Origin of the sequence: Nocardioides sp. NPDC101246 (assembly GCF_044767415.1) — a bacterium.
GTDB lineage: Bacteria > Actinomycetota > Actinomycetes > Propionibacteriales > Nocardioidaceae > Nocardioides.
In genome coordinates, this window is the sequence record NZ_JBIWNX010000003.1 from 446,478 (window position 1) to 464,690 (window position 18,213).

The window sequence follows — 18,213 nt, forward strand, 5'->3', positions numbered from 1 at the left end:
TTATGGATCTCGGTGGCCTCGTTCGTGAGCAGCTTCGACCGATTCGTGGTCAGCCCGATCCTCGTCCTCGTCGCGGCGACGTTCGAGGTCTCGGTGGGGCAGGCGGTGGCGATCGCGAGCGGCTACTACCTGGCGTACGGACTGTGCCAGCCGCTGTGGGGCGCGCTGTCCGACAGATTCGGCCGGGTGCGGCTGATGCAGGGGGCGCTCGTCGGGGCGGGGATCGCCGGACTGGTCTCGGCAGCGGCGCCTGATCTCATCACCCTGGTCCTGGTGCGGGTCGTCGCGGGAGCGTTCTTCGGGGCGATCGTGCCGACCTCACTGACGTACGTCGGGGACACCGTCTCCGACACCCACCGACAGCGCGCCCTGTCCGACCTGATGGCCGCGATGGCGGTGGGTACGGCGCTGGCCGCCGCCGCGGCGGGGATCACCGGACAGATGGCGGGGTGGCGGGTCGTGTTCGCGGTGCCGGCGCTCGTGGCACTGGTCAGCGCCTGGGGTCTGAGGAAGCTCGCCGAGCCGCCACGAACCACCGGCGGCGGAATCGCAGCCTCGTTCCGGGCCGCGCTGAGCAACCGCTGGGTGATCGTGGTCGGGCTGCTGGTCTTCGTCGAGGGCGGCCTCGTCCTGGGGGTCCTCACCCTTCTCGCACCGGCGCTCCAGGCGCAGGGCGTCGACGCCGCGCGAGCAGGGCTGGCGGCGGCTGCGTACGGCATCGCGGTCCTGCTCTCCTCGCAGGTGCTCAAGGCGCTGACCCGGCGGCTCCCGCGCTGGGCGCTGATGGGGATCGGAGGCGTCGCCCTGACCGCCGGGTACGCCGTCGCGACCATGCGCGTCTCGGTGCCCACCATCATCGGCATCGTCGTGATGCTGGGGATCACCTGGGCCTTCCTGCACACCTCGCTGCAGACCTGGGCGACCTCGATCGTCCCCGAGGCGCGCGGCACCGTCGTCGCCTGCTTCGCCGCCTCGCTCTTCATCGGCAGCTCGGTCGCGGCCGTCGTCGCCGGCCCGGCGGCCGACCACGACGAGTGGCACACCCTCTTCACCGTCTGCGCCGCCACCGCCGCGGTCCTCACCGTGGCCTGCGTCGTCGCCTACCGCGCCTACGTCGCCCGCGAGGCCGCACCCCAGGGCGCGGATGTCGCCACGGACGTCTAGTCAGCGCATGTGGGCGCGGATGAGCTGCTCGTACTGGTCGGTGATCCGGCTCCAGGTGAACTCGGCGGAGTGACGATCCCGGGCGGCCGAGGACAGCGACGCCGCGAGATCGGGCTCGGACAGCAGCCGCTCCAGCGCGGTGACGACGCCAGCCTCGTCGGAGAAGTAGAGGGCGGCGGCGTCGGCGACCCAGCGGTTGTAGCGGTTGTCGTGGGCGATCACGGCGTTGCCGCAGCCGAGCGCCTCGACGAGCGAGGGGTTGGTGCCGCCGACCTGGTGGCCATGGACGTACGCCACGGAGTGGAAGCGCAGGGCCGAGACGATGTCGGTGTCGTAGATCGCGCCGAGGAAGACGACCTCGTCGCTCGCCGCCTCCAGGACGGCGCGCTGGTAGGCGTCAGCTGGGTCGTAGGACCCCAGCACGACCAGCTTCCGGCCCCAGCGTCGGCTGGAGAAGGCCCGGACGACCTCGAGGATGCTGTTCTCCGGGACCGGCCGGGCGACCAGGGTGAGGTAGGAACCCGGCTCCAGCCCGTGCTCGAGCACCGCCCGGACCGGCGCGTCGACAACACGCGGCGCGCCATAGGCGATCGTGGTGATCTTCTCGGCCGGCACCCGGGTCGCCAGGTGGCGCGCGATCTCGGGGTGGTCGGCGATGAGGTGGTCGCCCAGCCAGCAGGCGGCACGCTCCTGGGTCCACAGGAACGCCTTCTCCGGGCCGGACCAACGGGCCCGCTTCCACTCGATGCCGTCCATGTTGATGATGTTGGGGACGCGGCGAGAGCGCAGTACGGAGTTGAGCGCGCCGGTGTTGTAGCCGAACGTCACGCACACGCTGCCGTCCTGCGCGGCCTCGCGGGCGGCGTGCCGCACCGCTCCGACGTCGAACTCGATCGTCCCGCGCGGGCCGTCGTGCCGGGCCGGCACGTGGACGCGCTCGATGCCCTTCCACGAGTCGATCCGCAGGTCCGCGGTTGGCTCGTCGTCCTGGCAGTAGACGACGACCCGCCAGCCGCGGTCGACCAGGTCGAGCCCGATGTTCTCCACAGCGGTCTCGAAGCCGCCGTGGGCTGCGGGCACGCCACGGGTCCCGAGCATCCGAACAGTTGGGGTCACGTGGGGTTGACTCCTATATTCTTAGGAGCCGACGGCCCCTATTTTCAGCACAAGGAGCCATCCAAGAGGATCCGCGGGGATCGCGGTCCAGAAGTCGGGTTCATATACCCGAAATCGGTTACGTCACCGCGGGCCCGCGGGTGAGCACGAACTGGCGCAGCGCGTCCGGGTCGTCCAGATCGACGTACTCGAACCCGTCCACCGCCGCCGGCGCCTCCCCGATCGCGCACATCGAGTCGTAGACCTGCACGTACGCCGCTGACTGCGGGCCCCAGTCGAGCACCTTCGCCGCGCGCTCCCGCGCCCGCAGGGCCAGCTCGACCCGCAGCTCGGGATCATCCAGCAGCGACTCGACCGCGTCGGTGAACGCGGCCACGTCCCCCGACGGCACGAAGAGCGCCGCGTCCTCGGCGGAGACCCGCGTCTCGACCAGGTCGAAGGAGACCGACGGCAGTGCGTACGCCATGTACTCCATGGTCTTGTTCATCGTCGAGACGTCGTTGAGCGGCGTCTTCAGGTCGGGGCACAGGCCGATGGTGGCGGCGCTGAGGTGCTGGGCGATCAGCGCCGAGCCGGCCCGCCCGGTGAAGGTGACGACGTCGTCGAGACCCAGCTCGGTGCAGCGTCGCTTGAGGTCCTCGAGGCAGTCGCCGAAGCCCATCAGCACGGCGTCGACATCGCTGCGGCCGCGCCGGTGGACGAGCTCCTCCATGACCTCCAGCACCGTGTCGACACCGTCCTGCGGACCCATGATCCCCAGGTAGACCAGGGTGTGGCGCCTGCCCTTGTCGGAGACGACGTCGTGGGGCCGCACCGGGCGCATCACCGAGGTGTCCGGTCCGCTGCGGACCACGGTCACGTCCGCGGGTGCCATCCCGCCGCGGGTGATCGCGACCTTCCGGTAGGACTCGTTGGTCGAGATGACCTTGTCGGCGGTGGCGTACGTCTGCTTCTCGAGCCAGCGCAGCGCGGCCAGCTGGGCGCGGCCGGACAGCGATGTCGGCGCACCGAAGCGGGAGAGGAAGAGCTCGGGGTTGAGATCGTGCTGGTCGAAGACGAACTCGACGCCACGGCGCTTCCAGATGCGGGCCAGCAGCCAGTAGGTGTCGGGCGGGTTGCACGCCTGCATGATCGCGAACGGACGGTCCCGCCAGACCTTGTTGGCCAGCAGTGCCGTGCGGATCCAGCAGTAGACGAACTCGAGCAGGTAGCCGAGCACGCCGCGGGCCTGCGGCGCGGGCCGATACTTGTAGATGCGTACGCCGCCGAGCTGCTGGCGCCCGGGATCGCCGGGGCCCTTCGGGCAGATCACGCTGACCTCGTAGCCCCGGGCGACCAGGGCCTGGCACTCGAGCCAGACCCGTCGGTCGAGCGGCACCGGAAGGTTCTGGACGATGATCAGCACGTGCGTCTTTGCGACGCCTTGTCTCTGCTGGGCTGCGTTGACCATATGAGCAGCGTTGAGGAGCCCGGAGACCCCCTCGACGGGGACGCCCGGCATATCCCCGAATCCGGGGATCGTGAGCGGTGACGCGGGTGTCCCGGGGCCTCGCGGCTCCTAGCGTCGCCTGATGTGAACCCGCTGGCCGAGCGCATCCGTTCCGTACGCACCCGACCCCGGTCGCACGCCGTGATCGCGGACCGGCGCACGTCGGTCGACGCGGACGGGCTGGTCGGCGCCGCCGAGGAGCTGCGGCTCGCCCTCGTCGCGGCCGCCGGTCGCCCGCAGCCGCTGGTCGCGGTGTCGCTGCCACTGTCCACCGACGCGGTGGTGGCGCTCGTCGCCGCGATCCTCGGCGACCTCTCGGTCTGCTTCGTGGATCCGTCGGCGAGCGAGGACCACCGCCGATCCCTCCTCCAGGCGCTTCATCCTGACGTCGTGCTCGACCGGTCGGGGATCCGGGCGGTCGCTTCGTCGTCCCGCTCCGACCTCGAGGCCGGGTACGTCGCGATGTCCTCCGGCTCCACCGGCGGCGGCCCCAAGGGCGTGCTGTCCTCCTGGGCCGGCATCGACGCCTTCGTCCCGCACGGCGCGGCCGCGCTCGATCTCGACGCCTCCTCGGCGTGGGCCGAGGTCTCACATCTCTCCTACGACCTGGCGATGACCAACCTGCTCGTCGCCCTGGCCGCCGGCTCCTCCCTCCACCTGTCCGGATCGCTGGGCGACCGGCTCCGGCCGCTCGGCTTCTGCGCCCGGGTCGAGGCGACGCACCTGCGACTCGCCCCTCGGTTCATCGACCTCGCGGCCGCCGAGCGGGCCGCCGGGGCCCCACCCAGCCTGCGGGTGTGGGGCTCCGGCGGCGACCGGCTCTCCGCCGCCGACGCGCAGCGCGTCTTCGACCTGGGTGTCCCGACCGTCGTCAACACGTACGGCACCAGCGAGACGATCGGGTTCGCCAGCGCCGCCCGGTTCGAAGCCGGCGACGACCTGCCGGCGGTCCACGGCGCGGTCGCGATCGGGCGCGGGGTGGTCGGGGCGTGGCGTACGTCCATGGAGCCGTCGGGCGAGATGCTGGCCATCGAGTCGCCCCACCTGCCCGGCGGCTATCTCTTCGGCTCCCCGAGCGGCGAGTTCCCGCGCTGGGACGGGCCGGAGCGGGTGCTGACCGGCGACGTCGGGGCCCGGCGCGGCGAGGAGCTCTTCTGCCTGGGCCGCGCGGGCCGCCGGGTGAAGCGCAGCGCGAGCTTCGTCGACCTGGACGCGCTCGACGCCGAGGTGAAGCAGGCCTTCGGCCTGGTCACGTTCACCGCCGCCACCCCCGAGGGCGCCCTGGTCAGCCTCGTCGAGGGTCCCGAGGCTCACCTGGACGACCTCCGCCGCCGGCTGCCGACGGTGCTGCGGCCCGACTCGGTCCCCGACGTGCTCGTCCCCGTCGCCCAGCTCCCCCGCACCGGCAACGGCAAGATCGACCACGCCGCCGCTCAGGCGCTGGTCGAGGGCGGGATGTTCACCGAGTTACCTCGGTGAACAGTCACTGCCTTCGCGGAACTCCACGAAGTAGGTGGCGCCGAACCGAGGTAACTCGGTGAACATCACCCGACCTGCGCGCGCACGTGGTCGGCCAGGGACCCGACGGACTCGAAGACCTCGGCGTTGATGTCGTCCTCGTCCATCTCGAAGTCGAAGCGGTCCTCCAGGACCGTGATCAGCTCGACCAGGGCGAGCGAGTCGAGCTCGGGCAGGGAGCCGAAGAGCAGGGTGTCCGCGGCCAGGGTGCCGGCGCTGTGGTCGGGGCCGATCACCTCGGTGATCGCCTCGGCGACGCTGACGAGGGTCGCGTCGGTCGTGTCGATGGTCATGGGACTCCTTGGGTTGCAGATCGGGTTGCAGATCGGGTTTCAGACGAGAACTTCGAGCGGGACGGGGTGGCTCAGGAAGGCGGTCGGGCTGGCGGTGAGTCCGTACGCCCCGGCCTGGTGCACCACGACCAGATCGCCCACCTCGGCGCGCGGCAGGCTCACCTTGTCGCCGAGCAGGTCCAGGGGCGTGCACAGGCAGCCGACGACCTGTACGGTCTCGACCGCAGCCTCGCCATCACCGGCCACGGCGACCGAGATCGGGTAGTTGCGGCGGATGACCTGGCCGAAGTTGCCGGAGGCGGCGAGCTGGTGGTGCATGCCGCCGTCGACGACCAGGAAGGTCTTGCCACGCGAGATCTTGCGGTCGACGACCCTGGTCACATAGACCCCGGCCTCGCCGACGAGATAGCGGCCGAGCTCGATGACGACCTGCGCGGACGGCAGCGCAGGACGTACGCGGGTGGCGAGCAGCTCCTCGAGCCGCGCGCCGACCAGTGGGAGGTCGAGCGGCTGATCCTGGGTGTAGTAGGGGATGCCGAAGCCACCGCCGATGTTGAGGTACGTCATCGGCTCCGCGAGGTCACCGGAGAGCCGCAGGACGAGGTCGACGGTGCGCTCCTGAGCCTCCGCCAGGATCGAGGCGTGCAGGTTCTGAGAGCCCGAGAAGACGTGGAAGCCGGCCACCTCGACGTCGCGGTCGTGCAGCGTCTTGAGCAGCATCGGCACCGTCTCGGCGTCGACCCCGAACTGCTGGGCGCCGCCGCCCATCCGCATCCCGGAGCCCTTGACCTCGAAGTCCGGGTTGACCCGCACCGCGACCCGCGGCCGGATCCCGAGCCGTTCGGCGGCCTCGACCAGGCGGTCGGCCTCCAGCGGCGACTCGATCTCGACGAGCACCCCGGCCGCGACGGCCTGGGACAGCTCGCCGACCGACTTCCCCGGCCCCGCGAAGCTCACCGCGCCCGGATCCGTCCCGGTGTCGAGCGCCACCCGCATCTCGGCCCCCGATGCGACGTCGAGCGCGTCGACGGCGCGGGCCAGGTGCTGCACCACCGCGGGCATCGGGTTGGCCTTGACCGCATAGCTCAGGTGCACATCACCGGGAAGGGCTGCCCGCAGCGAGGCCACCCGGGCGTCGATCGCGGCCCGGTCGTAGGCGAAGAACGGGGTCGAGCCGACCCGCTCGGCCAACCTCGAGACGGTCAGTCCCCCGACCGTCGGCCCGCCGGCGTACGTCATCTCACCACTCCAGACATGTCAGCTCGCTGTACAGGTAGTCGACCCGCGCGGGGTCGAGGGCGTCGCTGCGCAGCATCTTCGGCCGCGACCGCGACAGCCGGTAGGACCCGGCCGGAGAACCGCCCACGACCCGGTGCTCGACCAGGGTCGCCGCGGCACCGTGCTGGGTCAGCAGGTGCGAGGCCAGCCGCGGCGCGTGCCGCCGGAGCAGCTCCGGGTTGCTCGCGTAGAGGACCGAGCCGAAGACACGTACGCCCTTGCGGGTGTCCTTGCGGGCCACGACGTAGCAGTGCTCGGAGCCCGTGCTCAGCACCACGTGCAGGGCGGCCGCCGCGGCACGGTGGTCGGCGTAGAGGTCTCGCTCATCGCCCTGCAGCACCGAGTCCAGTACGTCGGGACGACTGCTCACCCGCACCCCGCGCCGTCGCGGCAATGCCACTCCGGGCACCAGCGAGGTGGTCGTGTCCAGGTCGGTGAACTTGAGCTTCCGGTTGAGCGCGATCACGTTGCCCGAGGGCGAGAAGTCGGTGAACTCGTAGCCGGGCTGCTTGAGCAGCGTGGTCAGCAGCCGCAGCCCCTGATGACGGTGGCTGTCGAGCACGCACCAGGCGCCCAGGTTGCAGACCTGGAGCGTCTCCGCGCCGACCCTCCGATCGGAGTAGTAGGCGAGGTAGGCCCCGACCACCCGCTCCTCCTCGGCGAGGAAGAACCCGTGGTTGGGCTGGGGTACGTCCCAGGGCACCCTCAGCGCGTGGGTCCACTCCAGCTCCTGCACCCGCGGGTTCAGCTGCTCGTGCAGGAACGTCGAGACGGCCGGGAGGTCGTCGGCGGTGATCGGGGCGAGCACGGCCTTCATGCGCTCGCCACCCACTCGGGCCCACGCGGGGCGCTCATCCGGCGGGGGCTGACCAGGGTGCGGACGGCACGTCGCGACGTCTGCTTGCCCAGCAGCGCCCGGCTGCACTCGCGGGCCAGCACCATCAGCCAGTACGCGGCCCCTTGGACCCGCCCGCGGCGAACCGTGAAGAGCCGCACCCGGTTGGCGACCAGGAGCGCCCACAGCCCCGGTGAGGTGGTGGACTCGCCGCCGAGGTGGACGGCGCGCGCGGCGGGCACGAACCGCACCCGGAAGCCCCGGTCACGAGCGCGCAGGTGGAACTCGGTCTCCTCGGAGTAGAGGAAGTAGGACTCGTCCCAGGAGCCGCACGCGCGCCAGCACTCGGCGCTGATCAGCTGCGTCGACCCCTCGGCCCAGTCGGTGTCCTGGCCGCGGTCGTACTCGGCCGGGTCGGCCACGACCTCCCCTGCCCACCGGACCCGGCCGGCGCGGTTGGCGCCGACCACGGCATCTGCGAAGGCCCGCACCAGGCTCGGGGCGCCACGCATCGACTCGATCAGCCGGCCATCGGCGTCGACCAGCCGGGGCACGGCCACGCCGACCCCGGGCACGAGCTCGCGCGCGAGCGCGGCGACGCAGTCCGGCTCGAGGCGTACGTCCGGGTTCAGGACCAGCACCGCGTCGACGTCCGGATCCGCGGCGAAGGCTGCCGCGACACCCGCGTTGATCCCGGCGGCGTAGCCGCCGTTGCGACCGGTCTCGACGACGGTCGCGTCCGGCGCGAGACGGCGCGTAGTCGCCACGGTGTCGTCGGCGGAGGCGTTGTCGGCGACCACCAGCCGCCACCCGAGGCCGGCCAGCCCACCCGGCAGGGAGCCGACGAGATCGGCCAGCAGGTGAGCACTGTTGTAGGTCACCACCACGACTGCGATGGTTCGGATCGGGAGCGACACATCACCGAGTCTCAACGGGGTCCACCCCCGCCGGAACCGCCTCCCGACCGCAGATCCCCCGTATGAGGTAGGCCTTCGCAAAGGCTGGCCCGGCGTGGCCTCCGGATCCCTAGCGTGGAGAACATGCCCGCCCACGTGACCAACATCTGCTTCCACGGCATCGGCGAGCCCGAGCGCGAGCTGGAGCCGGGTGAGGACCGCTACTGGATCAGCCAGGACGCCTACGAGGACATCCTCGATGCCGTCGCCGGCCGCCCCGAGGTGCGACTCAGCTTCGACGACGGCAACCACTCCGACGTCGCGCTCGGGTTGCCGGGCCTGCTGACCCGCGGCCTGAGCGCGACCTTCTTCGTGCTCGCGGGACGCCTGGGGAAGCCGGGAAGCGTCGACCGTCTCGACATCCGGCTCCTCCGGGTAGCGGGCATGCGGATCGGCACCCACGGCATGGACCACGTCAGCTGGCGCGGCCTCGATCCCGCGGGCATACGCCGCGAGCTGATCCAGGCCCGCGAGCAGATCACCATGGCGGCCGGCGAGACGGTGGACGAGGCGGCGCTCCCGCTCGGCCGCTACGACCGCATCACGCTGCGCCACCTGCGCCGCCTGGGCTATGAGCACGTCTACACCAGCGACCGTGCGCACGCGGTGGCCGGCGCCTGGCTGCAGCCGAGGTTCAGCGTCACCGCGAACGACGACGGCGCCAGCGTACGCAGCCAGATCCTGAACGGGCAGGGCATCGCCAAGCGGGTGGAGCGCCAGGCGGCAGGCCTGGTCAAGCGGCTGCGCTGAGCTTCAGGACGCGCTGAGCTTCACGACGTCAGCACGCTCAGGATCAGGACGCGGTCGAACTTGCCGTTCGGGGAGCGCGGAAGCTCGGGGCGTACGTCGATGGTCGAGGGAACCATGTAGGGCGGCATCGCACGGCGCAGCGCGGTCAGCAGCCGGTCGGCCTCGATCTCCGTCCGACCGGCGGGAGGCGTCACCAGCAGCACGATCCGCTGCCCGAGCCGGTCGTCGGGCAGGCCGAGCGCCACCGCATCGCGGACCAGGCCGGTGTCGTAGGCCACCTCCTCGATCTCGGTCGGGCTGACCCGGTAACCGGAGGTCTTGATCATGTCGTCCAGGCGCCCGACGAAGTAGAGGAAACCCTCCTCGTCCGCCACCACCCGGTCCCCCGACCACACGCACAGCTCGGGCGTACGCCACGAGGCCTGCTCGCGCGGCAGCGGCCGGAACCGTTCGGCGGTCCGGCCGGGGTCGCCCCAGTAGCCTTGGGCCACCAGTGCGCCGCGATGGACCAGCTCCCCCTCCTCGCCGGGCTCGCACGGCGTCCCGTCCTGGCGTACGACGAGAACCTCCGCGTTGGGGATGGCCTTGCCGATGGAGTCCGGCCGGCGGTCGACCTCGGCCGGGTCGAGATAGGTGGAGCGGAACGACTCGGTCAGTCCGTACATCAGGAAGGGCTGCGCCGCCGGGAAGTGCTCGCGGAGCCGTTGCAGCGTGGCCCGCGGCATCCGGCCGCCGGTGTTCGCGAAGTAGCGCAGGCGCTCTCGCGCCTCCTGTGGCCACTCGACGCCGGCCAGCTGCAGCCACAGCGGCGGTACGCAGGTCAGCCCCGTCACGCCGTACTCGGTGCACAGCGCAGGGACCTCGCCGGGCAGCAGATAGTTCATCAGCACCACGTGTGCTCCGACCGCGAAGGCGGTGGTGATCTGGCTCAGGCCGGCATCGAAGCTGAGCGGGAGCACGGAGAGGATGACGTCCTCGGGCCCGTTGCCGAGATAGCTGCTGACGCTCTCGGCGCCGGCCACGAGGTTGCGGTGGCTCAGCACCACGCCCTTCGGCTTCCCGGTGCTGCCCGAGGTGTAGAGGATGGCGGCCAGATCCTGGTCGATCGTCGCGTCGGCGGGCGCGGAGGCGCCGGCCGGGAACACCTCGTCCCAGGCGTGCACCGCGATGTCGAGCGCGATCTCGTCAGGAACCCCGGTGCCGGCCCCGGTGCCGACCAGAACGATGTGCTCGAGCGCCTCGCACCGCTTCAGCTCCTCGCGGAGCATGAGCAACCGCTCGCGCGAGGAGATCAGCACCTTGACCGAGCAGTCCTCGAGGATGTGAGCGACCTGGCCGGCCTTGAGCAGCGGATTGACCGGCACGAAGACGCCGCCCGCGGCCGTGGCCGCGAAGATCGAGGCGACCGTCTCGGGTCGCTTCTCCAGGAAGATCGCGCAGCGGTCGCCCCGAGCCAGGCCGAGATCGCCGAGTCCGGCGGCGATCGCGCACGCCGAGGCCCAGATCTCGGCGTAGCTCTGCGTGCTGCCCTTGTACGAGAGCGCGGGGGCGTCAGGTCGAGACTCGGCGTGCTCGCGCAACAGCGAGTGGAGCACCGTCCTCATCGCGTCCGTACCGCGATCATCGACTTGGTCAGACCGAGGAGCCGCTCCCGGAGGATCTCGGAGTCGGGGAAGTAGGAGCGCATCTCGGTCATCCCGACCAGTTCGGTCCACTGCACATCGGCCATCGCCTCGGCCCGGGACGCGGGGAGCGTGTGGACCAGCGGCCAGCGCTCGGCGACCCGGGCGCGCAGCGCCATCGGGAGGAACTGCATCCCGGGGAAGAGCCAGTGCGGCTCGATCGGGAAGTACCGGTAGGGCGTCTGGACCCAGTGCCGTGGCGCGGCCTGACGGATCTGCTCGGCCAGCCTGGACCGCTGGGCGTGGCCCCCGACGTGCTCGAGCAGGGAGTTGGAGAACACCAGGTCGTACGCCACCGGTGCCCCCGCACCCTCCAACGCGCCGCGTGCGTCGCAGGCGTCTCCGGTCACCGGCGTCAACCAGCCCTCCTCACCGGCCCCCGGCTCGGTGAGGTTGAGCACGACGACGTGCGCAGGGCGTACGGGTGCCCGCAGCCAGGACTCGGTGGTGCCGCCGACGTCGAGCACCTTCATGTCGGCGATGTCGGGGAAGTGCGCCGTGAACCTCTCCCAGCGGCGCAGCCGAAGCGTGGCGCCCAAGGACGCGGGAGAGTCCACCAGTCGGGATCGGAGCTCGAGCTTCACCCGACAATCGTCAACGGCGCAGCCGCCCGGCGAACGGCTCCCCGAACCCGGATCCCCCGTATCAGGTAGAAGCGGTCGCGCTGCCCGGACAGGTGACCGCCCCCAGAAACATGGCCGACATACCGATTCTGGTGGATGCCCGAACGCTCCGCATCTGTGCAGGGTCGGTATCGCAACGGTGCTGCCTAGACCTGAACGGTGCAACCACATGCAAACCTCGGCAAGTCGAACGTCCGGTCCGACTGGCTCTCGAGGCCATGCCCGAAAACCGATCCTGCTGGTCGGCAGCACCCTGATCACGGTCTTCGCCATCGTCGCCTGGACGATCTGGCCGATCTCGCAGAGCCAGGCGAAGACGGTCAGCCTGCTCCCCGACGACGCGGTCCCCGCGATCGTGACCGACCCGGATCGACGTCCGGTCGAGGTCGGCCTGCGCTTCCGGGTGACCGAGCCCGCCGAGGCGGTCGCGGTGCAGTTCTACAAGAGTTCCGCGAACACCGGGCCGCACACGGGCACCCTGTGGTCCGGGCGGGGGCGTGAGCTCGCCACCGCACGGTTCGGCGACAAGCCGCGGCGTGGCCTGCAGGTGGCCGAGTTCGACCCCAAGGTGATCCTGCGACCCGGCCGGGACTACGTCGTCTCCTACACCGCGCCCAAGGGCCGCTACTCCACCGACCAGAGCTTCTTCGACAAGCCCGTGTCCAGGGGGCCGATCACCGCCGGGGTCAACGCCGGCGTCTACTCCTACCGGCCCGGCTCCTTCCCCACTCAGACCTACGGGGCCAACAGCTACGCCGTGGACATCGTGGTGCGCCCGACCGGCTCCGGCGGGTCGCCCTCGCCCTCACCCTCGTCGTCCCCGTCCTCGGCGACCTCCCCGTCGGCCGCTCCGTCGACCGCTTCACCGAGCCCGTCCCCGAGCTCGCCCCCATCGAAATCGGCTCCCGCGACCCCGACCGCCCCGCCTCCGAGCTCGGCGTCACCGGAGGTCACCGGCGGGCCGACGCCCCCGACCTCGATACCCGACGGGTTCCCGAACCCGTCCACCACCGGGGTACCCGCGGGCGTACGACTGACTCCCTACGCGGGATCGTGCAACATCACCAAGCCCGGCACCGTGATCGACGGCAAGATCGTGAACTGCACGCTGAACGTACGCGCGGCCGACGTCACGATCCGCAACTCGGTGATCAACGGGACCGTCTACAACGACGAGGGGTCCAACGGGCTCGGGTTCACGATCGTCGACAGCGAGGTCCGGATCGGCAACCGCGGCGGCACGGGCATCGGCAACGTCGGCTTCACGGCCCTGCGGGTGGAGGTCACCGGAGGCAACCGCTCGATCAACTGCTGGCGCGACTGCACCGTGCGGGACTCCTACGTGCACGGCCAGTTCACCGACGTGACCGGCGTCGCCCACGAGTCCGGGATCCGGATGGGTTCGGGGGGTGTCATCAGCCACAACACGATCACCTGCGACGCACCGGACGTCCCGCCCGACGCCGGCTGCTCGGCCGGCCTGACCGGGTACGGGGACTTCGCCACCGTGGAGAACAACCTCATCGAGCGCAACATGTTCCTGGTGACGACCGGCGGCACCTGCGCCTACGGCGGCTCGTCGTCGGGCAAGGCCTACGGCGGCACCAACCACATCCGCTTCATCGACAACGTGTTCCAGCGCACCGCCGCGCGACCGAACTGCGGCTACTGGTTCCCGATCGCCTCCTTCGACTCCTCAGCGCCGGGCAACGTCTGGAAGGGCAACGTCTGGTCGGACGGCGGCGTCGTGAATCCCGGGTGACGGCTCCGCGGGTCCCTGCTTGACCAGGCGGTGCAGGGCACCGGCGAGACCGACCACCAGGAAGAAACAGCCGGAGGACTGCGGGAACGCGAACAGGTCGTAGAAGGCCATCGCGGTCGCACCGGCGAGGACAGCGGCGAGCAGCCCCTGCGCGAGCTCGCGGTCGAAGTCCGTGGTCGCTGCCTTCCGAGCGCTGCGAGCCATGAACGCCGCGACGAGGATGACCGCGAGCAGCGCAGCCATCCCGACCAGCCCGGTCTCGATCGTGTGGCCCAGGTACTGGTTGTCCAGGATCCAGTACTGCGGCAGGAACGTCCCGGGCCCGCGGCCCAGCCACGGGTCACGCGCGATGAACTGGAACGCCACCCCGTAGGCATCCGTCCGAGACGCCACGCTGGCGTCGTCGCCGGCGCCGACGAACAGCCCGGTGAGGACACCGAGCATCCCCGGCACCACGAGATAGACCAGACCCGAGATCGCGGCCAGGCAACCGAGTGCGACCAGGCGCATGCGCCAACGCCAACGGAGGGCGAGGACCAGGATCGCGACGGCGGTGCAGAGGATCGCCGAGCGCGAGATCACCATGAAGATCGCGATCGCGACAACGGCCAGGACGACGCGGTAGAACCAGCGTCGGGTGGGTGCGTGCAGGGCGTACACGATCACCAGCGGCAGCACCATCGACAAGATGACGCCGTACTCGATCGGGTGGGTCGAGGTCCCGCTGAGCCGTGGCATGCCGCTGCGTTCGTACAGGCCGATCTCGATGCCACGGGCGGAGAGTCCGGGGATGCTGATCCGGTCCACCAGGGCCTGCCGGGTCACGAACTGGAGCAGGCCCAGCACCGCGACCAACCCGATCCCGATCACCAGCCGGCGCACCACCGCGTGCAGTCGGTCGAGGGACGAGATCCCCTCTGCCGCCACCATGGCCAGACCGGCCATCCCGATCATCTTGAGCAGTCCGCTGTCGGCGGGGGTCAGCTCGTTGCCGGGCATCGGCGCCGACATCGCCAGCACGTACGACGCCATCACGACCAGGAGAAGCCCCAGGATCGCGATGCGTAGCGGCTGGACTCCCACGTCGATCCGATAGATCCGTTGGACGTGGTACCAGACCCACCACAGGAACGCCCCGATCGCGACGATCGTCGCGGGCGCGCCGGCCGTGCCCAGCGCCGGGACGACGAGCACGGACCGGATCGAGAGCAGCACGACGATGTAGACCGTCAGGATGGCCGCGGCGTCGATCGACCGGGACACACCTACCTTCGGCTCGCCGGGACTACGCAGTCCGGTGAGCGGGGCCGTCCGCATCGTCCCTCACCTGCGTTGCACCGCTGAGGACTGCTCGTCATGCGGTACGACCTGGGCGAACCCGTTCCGGGGTGGCCTCATCCGGCCATCCGAGTCCAGGGGCTCCACGATTCTGGGGCCGGCGCGGTCATCGCCGACGTCGCCTGCTCCGTGAGACTCGTCCTCCTCCTGGCGCCTGGCACGGCCGCGCGAGAGCAGCAGCCCGTCCAGCAGCCCGATGCCGAGGAGCCCGACCACCAAGACGCCCGCACCGCCGACGATCCCCGCACGGACCTGGTCCTTGGTGACCTTCTCCGCGGTCTCGTCGATGGTGAGCTTCTGGATGGAGATGTACTCACGACGCTTGATCCCCAGGTCGGACTGCAGGCCGACGAGCACACCCGGCGCGGCGTCGAACAGGTCGTTCAGAGCACCGATCGTGTCCTCCTCGCTGGCGCCGGTCACATCGACCACGACGATCGGCCCGCTCACCGCCATGTCGGCGTACATCTCATAGCTCACGTCCGGATGGCTCTCCTCGAGCTCGGCCCGAGCCGTCTTCGAGGTCATCGCGCGGATGAGGATGTCGCGGGCCGGGTTGAGCCCGCCCAGGGAGAGATAGGGGTTGCCCTCGATCTTCTCGCCCGCTCGGGTGGTCCCATCGGGCGGGAAGAGGAGCAGGGTCCCCTGAGCCGTGTAGGAGGGACCCACCCGCCCCATCATCACCACGACGGCGACGACCGTCAGCCCCAGCGTGACGATCACGAGATACCAGCGGCGCGCCAAGGCCCCCCACACCGCGCTGAGTTCCATGTGTTCCGGTCGCTTTCGCTAGAGAGTGGCTGAAGGCATCCGCGTGCCCGGGCACAGCCATCGTCAGGTTCTCCGGCCTGCTCCGAGGCGCACCCACCACGTCATACCCAAGACGAGGTACCGACCGCACCGATCGCGGCCGCCGATCGGCGCCCGCACACAGGGTGAGGGTTGTGACAGCCCTCGAACTCGTCGGCCTGCTGCTGCGCAGGTGGTACGTCGTGGTCGTCTGCGCGTTGCTGACGCTGGGCGGCGCGGTGGTGCTGCTCGACCGGCCGCCGGTCTACTTCACCCAGTTCGAGGTGGTGCTGCTCCCGCCGAAGGAGTCGGTGAACCCGAACACCCTCCGCGAGGACCCCTATGGGATGGTCCCGATGGCGGGCCTGCTGGTGGAGGAGTACAACCAGGGCCGGCACCCGCTCAACATGAGCACCACCGAGACGACCCTCTACGGCGAAGGCCTCGACCAGGGCGAGCGGGTCCGGATGCGCAACGTCGGCAACCAGTGGCTCCCCATCTACAGCAACCCGGTGATCGACGTGCAGGTCGTGGACCCGGACGCGGATCGGGTCGAGGAGGAGGCCGCCCGGATCGCCCGGGACCTCGACGGCATCCTGCAACGGCGACAGGACGAGCTGGGCGTCCGCAAGGCGTCGCGGATGTCCACCGAGATGGCGCCTGAGGACGTGGTCGTCCAGCAGATCAGCGGCAGCAGGTCGCGTACGGCGGCGGGACTCCTGCTGCTGGGCGGATCGCTCACCGTGGTGGCGGTCATCTGGATCGAGCGTCTCTCCCGTGTCCGCGCCGCGCGCCGGACGCAGGCCCGTGATCACAGCGGTTCGACCCTCCGGCCCGAGCGGGACCTCATCTCGCAGCGGTGACTCCGGGGTGGCGCACCGCGCCGGCGGCGAGGGAGAGGTTGAGCAGGAACGCGACGGTGCCGGGCCCCGGATCGTGCCTGCCCGTCAGCACGTCGTCGAGCCAGCTCGGCTCGACGACCTCGGTCTCCGCGAGGCCGGAGACCGTCTCCGGGTGGATCCGCCAGTAGGTCACCACGGCGTCGGCCAGGATCTCGCCGCCCACAGGTGGCCGACCGCGTCGCCGGACTCGCTGGCCGAGCTTGCGACCGGCCTTGGTCATCACCGTCGCGCCTCGGCGCCAGGAGCTGCGCCATCCGGGCGTGACGTACGTCGCCGGCGAGGGGCGTCCCTCGAGCGGCAGCCGGGCCAGCTCGACATCGAGCTCGACCTGGAGCCGGGCGAGGAACCGGGAGCCCATCTTGTCCGCGGACGCAAGGGCCCGGACGGTCGCGATCCAACGATCGTCGAGCATCGGGTTGACGATCCGGCGGCGGGCGCTCACCGGCGACTCGGTCGCTCCCGCCCAGTGCTGCATCCGCTGGCCGAGGTAGAGGTCGTCGGTCGCCTCGAACCACGAGCGCCCGCCCTCGGCGAGTGCGGCCAGGACCTGGGCGTGGGCGATCTCGCGCGCCCGCTCCCGGAACGCGGGCCGGAGCGCCGAGGACTCGACGGCCTCGTTGACGAACATCCGCCAGTCGGCGAGGCGCCGCGCCCGTGCCTCGGTCACCGGGCCGTCACCGTCGCGGCCGAGGTAGTAGAAACCCCGGGCCACCTCTCCGCCGAGGCCGGAGATCCGCGGGCCCGGCATCGCCCGGGCCTCGGCGAAGTCCAGGGCCGCCCAGGCCAGCGGGTCCGCACCGAGCTCGATCGCACCGGCGGCAGCCGCACACCGTGCGTACGCCTCCTCGGGGTCGAGCGCGTCGAGCCCGTCCACACCGATGATCTCGTGCCTCATCCCGTAGCGACCTGCCAGGCCTGCGGCGATCCGTACGTCCGGAGAGTCGGGCCGCCCCAGCGTCACCACCCTCAGCCCGCGGCGACGCCGCGGGTCGATCGCGGAGAGGAGCAGGCGTGAGTCCTGGCCGCCGGTGAGCTGGAGGATCGCGTCGGGGTGGTCGTCGAGGTAGGCGTCGAGGTAGCCACGGAGCATGCTGCTCATCGAGGTGACCCCCTCGGCGAGGCCGATGCGCTCCTCGTCCGGCTCGTCGGTGAAGGCGTCCAGGCCGAGCAGGCCGTCGCGGAGCTCGACCGACCGGCCGGCGGGCACCTTCGTCACCGACTCGAACAGGCTGCGCCCACGCAGCTGCCAACCGAGCAGGCTCTGCACGGCGAGACCCTCCTCGTCCAGCGACGTCGGCGCCAGTGCCGCCAGCACCCGTGCCGACGTCGAGACCGCCGCCCAGCCGTCGCCGACGCGGTAGTAGAGGTGCCGGAACCCGAGCGCGTCGGTCGTGGCGGTGACGACCTTTCCCGCCTGCCGCACGGCGCCGAACGTCGGCAGCATCTCCGCGAGCGCCTTCCGGTCCCCGACGGCGAGCATCCGGGCCACGTCCTCGGGATCGACGCCCAGGTTCCGTCGCCTCAGCTCGCGGGTGAGGACCAGCGTCCGGCCGTCGGCCAGCGGTTCGTACGCTCCCCAGGTCGCGGTCTGGAGCCCGGACCGGGTGCCGCCGCAGGCCGCCTCGGGTGCGACGGACTCGACCGCTGCCGACAAGGCCGGCGCACTCCGGCCGACGCCTGCGGAGACTGCCGCGAAACCTGGCGGTGAGGACGTCATG

The 18,213-nt window shown here is 71.0% G+C and carries 16 protein-coding genes; 5 read left to right on the forward strand and 11 right to left on the reverse strand.

All coding sequences use genetic code 11. The features are described from left to right. The first annotated feature begins 12 nt into the window (after positions 1–12). Entirely contained in the window at positions 13–1,164 is a 1,152-nt protein-coding gene (locus ACIRON_RS07655) for an MFS transporter (protein ID WP_402991092.1), read from the forward strand. Here ACIRON_RS07655 and ACIRON_RS07660 read toward each other — a convergent pair whose 3' ends face one another. Next, positions 1,165–2,280 carry a DUF1972 domain-containing protein gene (locus ACIRON_RS07660; RefSeq protein ID WP_402991095.1) on the reverse strand — a complete coding sequence of 372 codons (1,116 nt, stop codon included), beginning with the start codon at positions 2,278–2,280 and terminating at the stop codon, positions 1,165–1,167. A gap of 118 nt (positions 2,281–2,398) precedes the next feature. Then, entirely contained in the window at positions 2,399–3,730 is a 1,332-nt protein-coding gene (locus ACIRON_RS07665; protein ID WP_402991097.1) for a glycosyltransferase family 4 protein, read from the reverse strand. Between the two features lie 123 nt (positions 3,731–3,853). Here ACIRON_RS07665 and ACIRON_RS07670 point away from each other — a divergent pair, with 123 nt between their 5' ends. Further along, positions 3,854–5,248: an AMP-binding protein gene (locus ACIRON_RS07670; RefSeq protein ID WP_402991100.1), complete on the forward strand. Its 1,395-nt coding sequence runs from the start codon at positions 3,854–3,856 to the stop codon at positions 5,246–5,248. A gap of 65 nt (positions 5,249–5,313) precedes the next feature. On the opposite strand, the gene ACIRON_RS07675 is transcribed toward ACIRON_RS07670, so the two are convergent. From ACIRON_RS07675 to ACIRON_RS07690, 4 genes are read right to left on the reverse strand one after another with little or no spacing between them, the layout of a single operon-like run. Further along, the gene (locus ACIRON_RS07675; RefSeq protein WP_402991103.1) at positions 5,314–5,580 is read right to left on the reverse strand and encodes an acyl carrier protein; all 267 of its coding nucleotides are present in this window, start codon (positions 5,578–5,580) and stop codon (positions 5,314–5,316) included. A gap of 39 nt (positions 5,581–5,619) precedes the next feature. Continuing rightward, positions 5,620–6,819 (reverse strand): pyridoxal-dependent decarboxylase, exosortase A system-associated, encoded by a 1,200-nt coding sequence (locus tag ACIRON_RS07680; protein WP_402991106.1) that lies wholly within the window; start codon positions 6,817–6,819, stop codon positions 5,620–5,622. 1 nt (position 6,820) lies between these two features. After that, on the reverse strand, positions 6,821–7,675 hold the full coding sequence (locus ACIRON_RS07685) for a hypothetical protein (RefSeq protein WP_402991109.1): 855 nt from the start codon (positions 7,673–7,675) through the stop codon (positions 6,821–6,823). Next, positions 7,672–8,610: a glycosyltransferase gene (locus tag ACIRON_RS07690; RefSeq protein ID WP_402991111.1), complete on the reverse strand. Its 939-nt coding sequence runs from the start codon at positions 8,608–8,610 to the stop codon at positions 7,672–7,674. Before ACIRON_RS07690 ends, ACIRON_RS07685 begins: the two co-directional genes overlap by 4 nt. Before the next feature lie 123 nt (positions 8,611–8,733). Between ACIRON_RS07690 and ACIRON_RS07695 the strand changes: the two genes are divergently transcribed. After that, positions 8,734–9,399: a polysaccharide deacetylase family protein gene (locus ACIRON_RS07695; RefSeq protein ID WP_402991114.1), complete on the forward strand. Its 666-nt coding sequence runs from the start codon at positions 8,734–8,736 to the stop codon at positions 9,397–9,399. Between the two features lie 20 nt (positions 9,400–9,419). On the opposite strand, the gene ACIRON_RS07700 is transcribed toward ACIRON_RS07695, so the two are convergent. Both ACIRON_RS07700 and ACIRON_RS07705 read right to left on the reverse strand, forming a co-directional pair. Beyond that, positions 9,420–11,003 carry an acyl-CoA ligase (AMP-forming), exosortase A system-associated gene (locus ACIRON_RS07700; RefSeq protein WP_402991117.1) on the reverse strand — a complete coding sequence of 528 codons (1,584 nt, stop codon included), beginning with the start codon at positions 11,001–11,003 and terminating at the stop codon, positions 9,420–9,422. Beyond that, positions 11,000–11,665, reverse strand: coding sequence for a hypothetical protein (locus ACIRON_RS07705; RefSeq protein WP_402991120.1), 666 nt, complete (start codon positions 11,663–11,665; stop codon positions 11,000–11,002). The genes ACIRON_RS07700 and ACIRON_RS07705 overlap by 4 nt, the downstream gene beginning before the upstream one ends. 208 nt (positions 11,666–11,873) lie before the next feature. On the opposite strand from ACIRON_RS07705, the gene ACIRON_RS07710 reads away from it, so the two are divergent. After that, positions 11,874–13,466 carry a DUF4082 domain-containing protein gene (locus ACIRON_RS07710; RefSeq protein ID WP_402991123.1) on the forward strand — a complete coding sequence of 531 codons (1,593 nt, stop codon included), beginning with the start codon at positions 11,874–11,876 and terminating at the stop codon, positions 13,464–13,466. Here the strand turns inward: ACIRON_RS07710 and ACIRON_RS07715 are convergent. After that, complete coding sequence (locus ACIRON_RS07715) at positions 13,401–14,783, reverse strand: O-antigen ligase family protein (RefSeq protein WP_402991126.1); 1,383 nt, start codon at positions 14,781–14,783, stop codon at positions 13,401–13,403. The genes ACIRON_RS07710 and ACIRON_RS07715 overlap by 66 nt on opposite strands. A 6-nt stretch (positions 14,784–14,789) precedes the next feature. Beyond that, positions 14,790–15,575: a hypothetical protein gene (locus tag ACIRON_RS07720; RefSeq protein ID WP_402991129.1), complete on the reverse strand. Its 786-nt coding sequence runs from the start codon at positions 15,573–15,575 to the stop codon at positions 14,790–14,792. A gap of 173 nt (positions 15,576–15,748) precedes the next feature. Here ACIRON_RS07720 and ACIRON_RS07725 point away from each other — a divergent pair, with 173 nt between their 5' ends. Further along, positions 15,749–16,456 carry a hypothetical protein gene (locus ACIRON_RS07725; RefSeq protein ID WP_402991132.1) on the forward strand — a complete coding sequence of 236 codons (708 nt, stop codon included), beginning with the start codon at positions 15,749–15,751 and terminating at the stop codon, positions 16,454–16,456. Here the strand turns inward: ACIRON_RS07725 and ACIRON_RS07730 are convergent. Further along, positions 16,440–18,212, reverse strand: a complete 1,773-nt coding sequence (locus ACIRON_RS07730) for a hypothetical protein (protein ID WP_402991135.1) — start codon at positions 18,210–18,212, stop codon at positions 16,440–16,442. The genes ACIRON_RS07725 and ACIRON_RS07730 overlap by 17 nt on opposite strands. Between the last annotated feature and the right edge of the window lies 1 nt (position 18,213).

Coding starts and splice junctions, on each gene's coding strand:
- ACIRON_RS07665 (WP_402991097.1), bottom strand. CDS start 3,730: ATGGTCAACGCAGCCCAGCAGAGACAAGGCGTCGCAAAGACGCACGTG.
- ACIRON_RS07675 (WP_402991103.1), bottom strand. CDS start 5,580: ATGACCATCGACACGACCGACGCGACCCTCGTCAGCGTCGCCGAGGCG.
- ACIRON_RS07680 (WP_402991106.1), bottom strand. CDS start 6,819: ATGACGTACGCCGGCGGGCCGACGGTCGGGGGACTGACCGTCTCGAGG.
- ACIRON_RS07685 (WP_402991109.1), bottom strand. CDS start 7,675: ATGAAGGCCGTGCTCGCCCCGATCACCGCCGACGACCTCCCGGCCGTC.
- ACIRON_RS07695 (WP_402991114.1), top strand. CDS start 8,734: ATGCCCGCCCACGTGACCAACATCTGCTTCCACGGCATCGGCGAGCCC.
- ACIRON_RS07700 (WP_402991117.1), bottom strand. CDS start 11,003: ATGAGGACGGTGCTCCACTCGCTGTTGCGCGAGCACGCCGAGTCTCGA.
- ACIRON_RS07710 (WP_402991123.1), top strand. CDS start 11,874: ATGCAAACCTCGGCAAGTCGAACGTCCGGTCCGACTGGCTCTCGAGGC.
- ACIRON_RS07715 (WP_402991126.1), bottom strand. CDS start 14,783: ATGCGGACGGCCCCGCTCACCGGACTGCGTAGTCCCGGCGAGCCGAAG.
- ACIRON_RS07720 (WP_402991129.1), bottom strand. CDS start 15,575: ATGGAACTCAGCGCGGTGTGGGGGGCCTTGGCGCGCCGCTGGTATCTC.
- ACIRON_RS07730 (WP_402991135.1), bottom strand. CDS start 18,212: ATGACGTCCTCACCGCCAGGTTTCGCGGCAGTCTCCGCAGGCGTCGGC.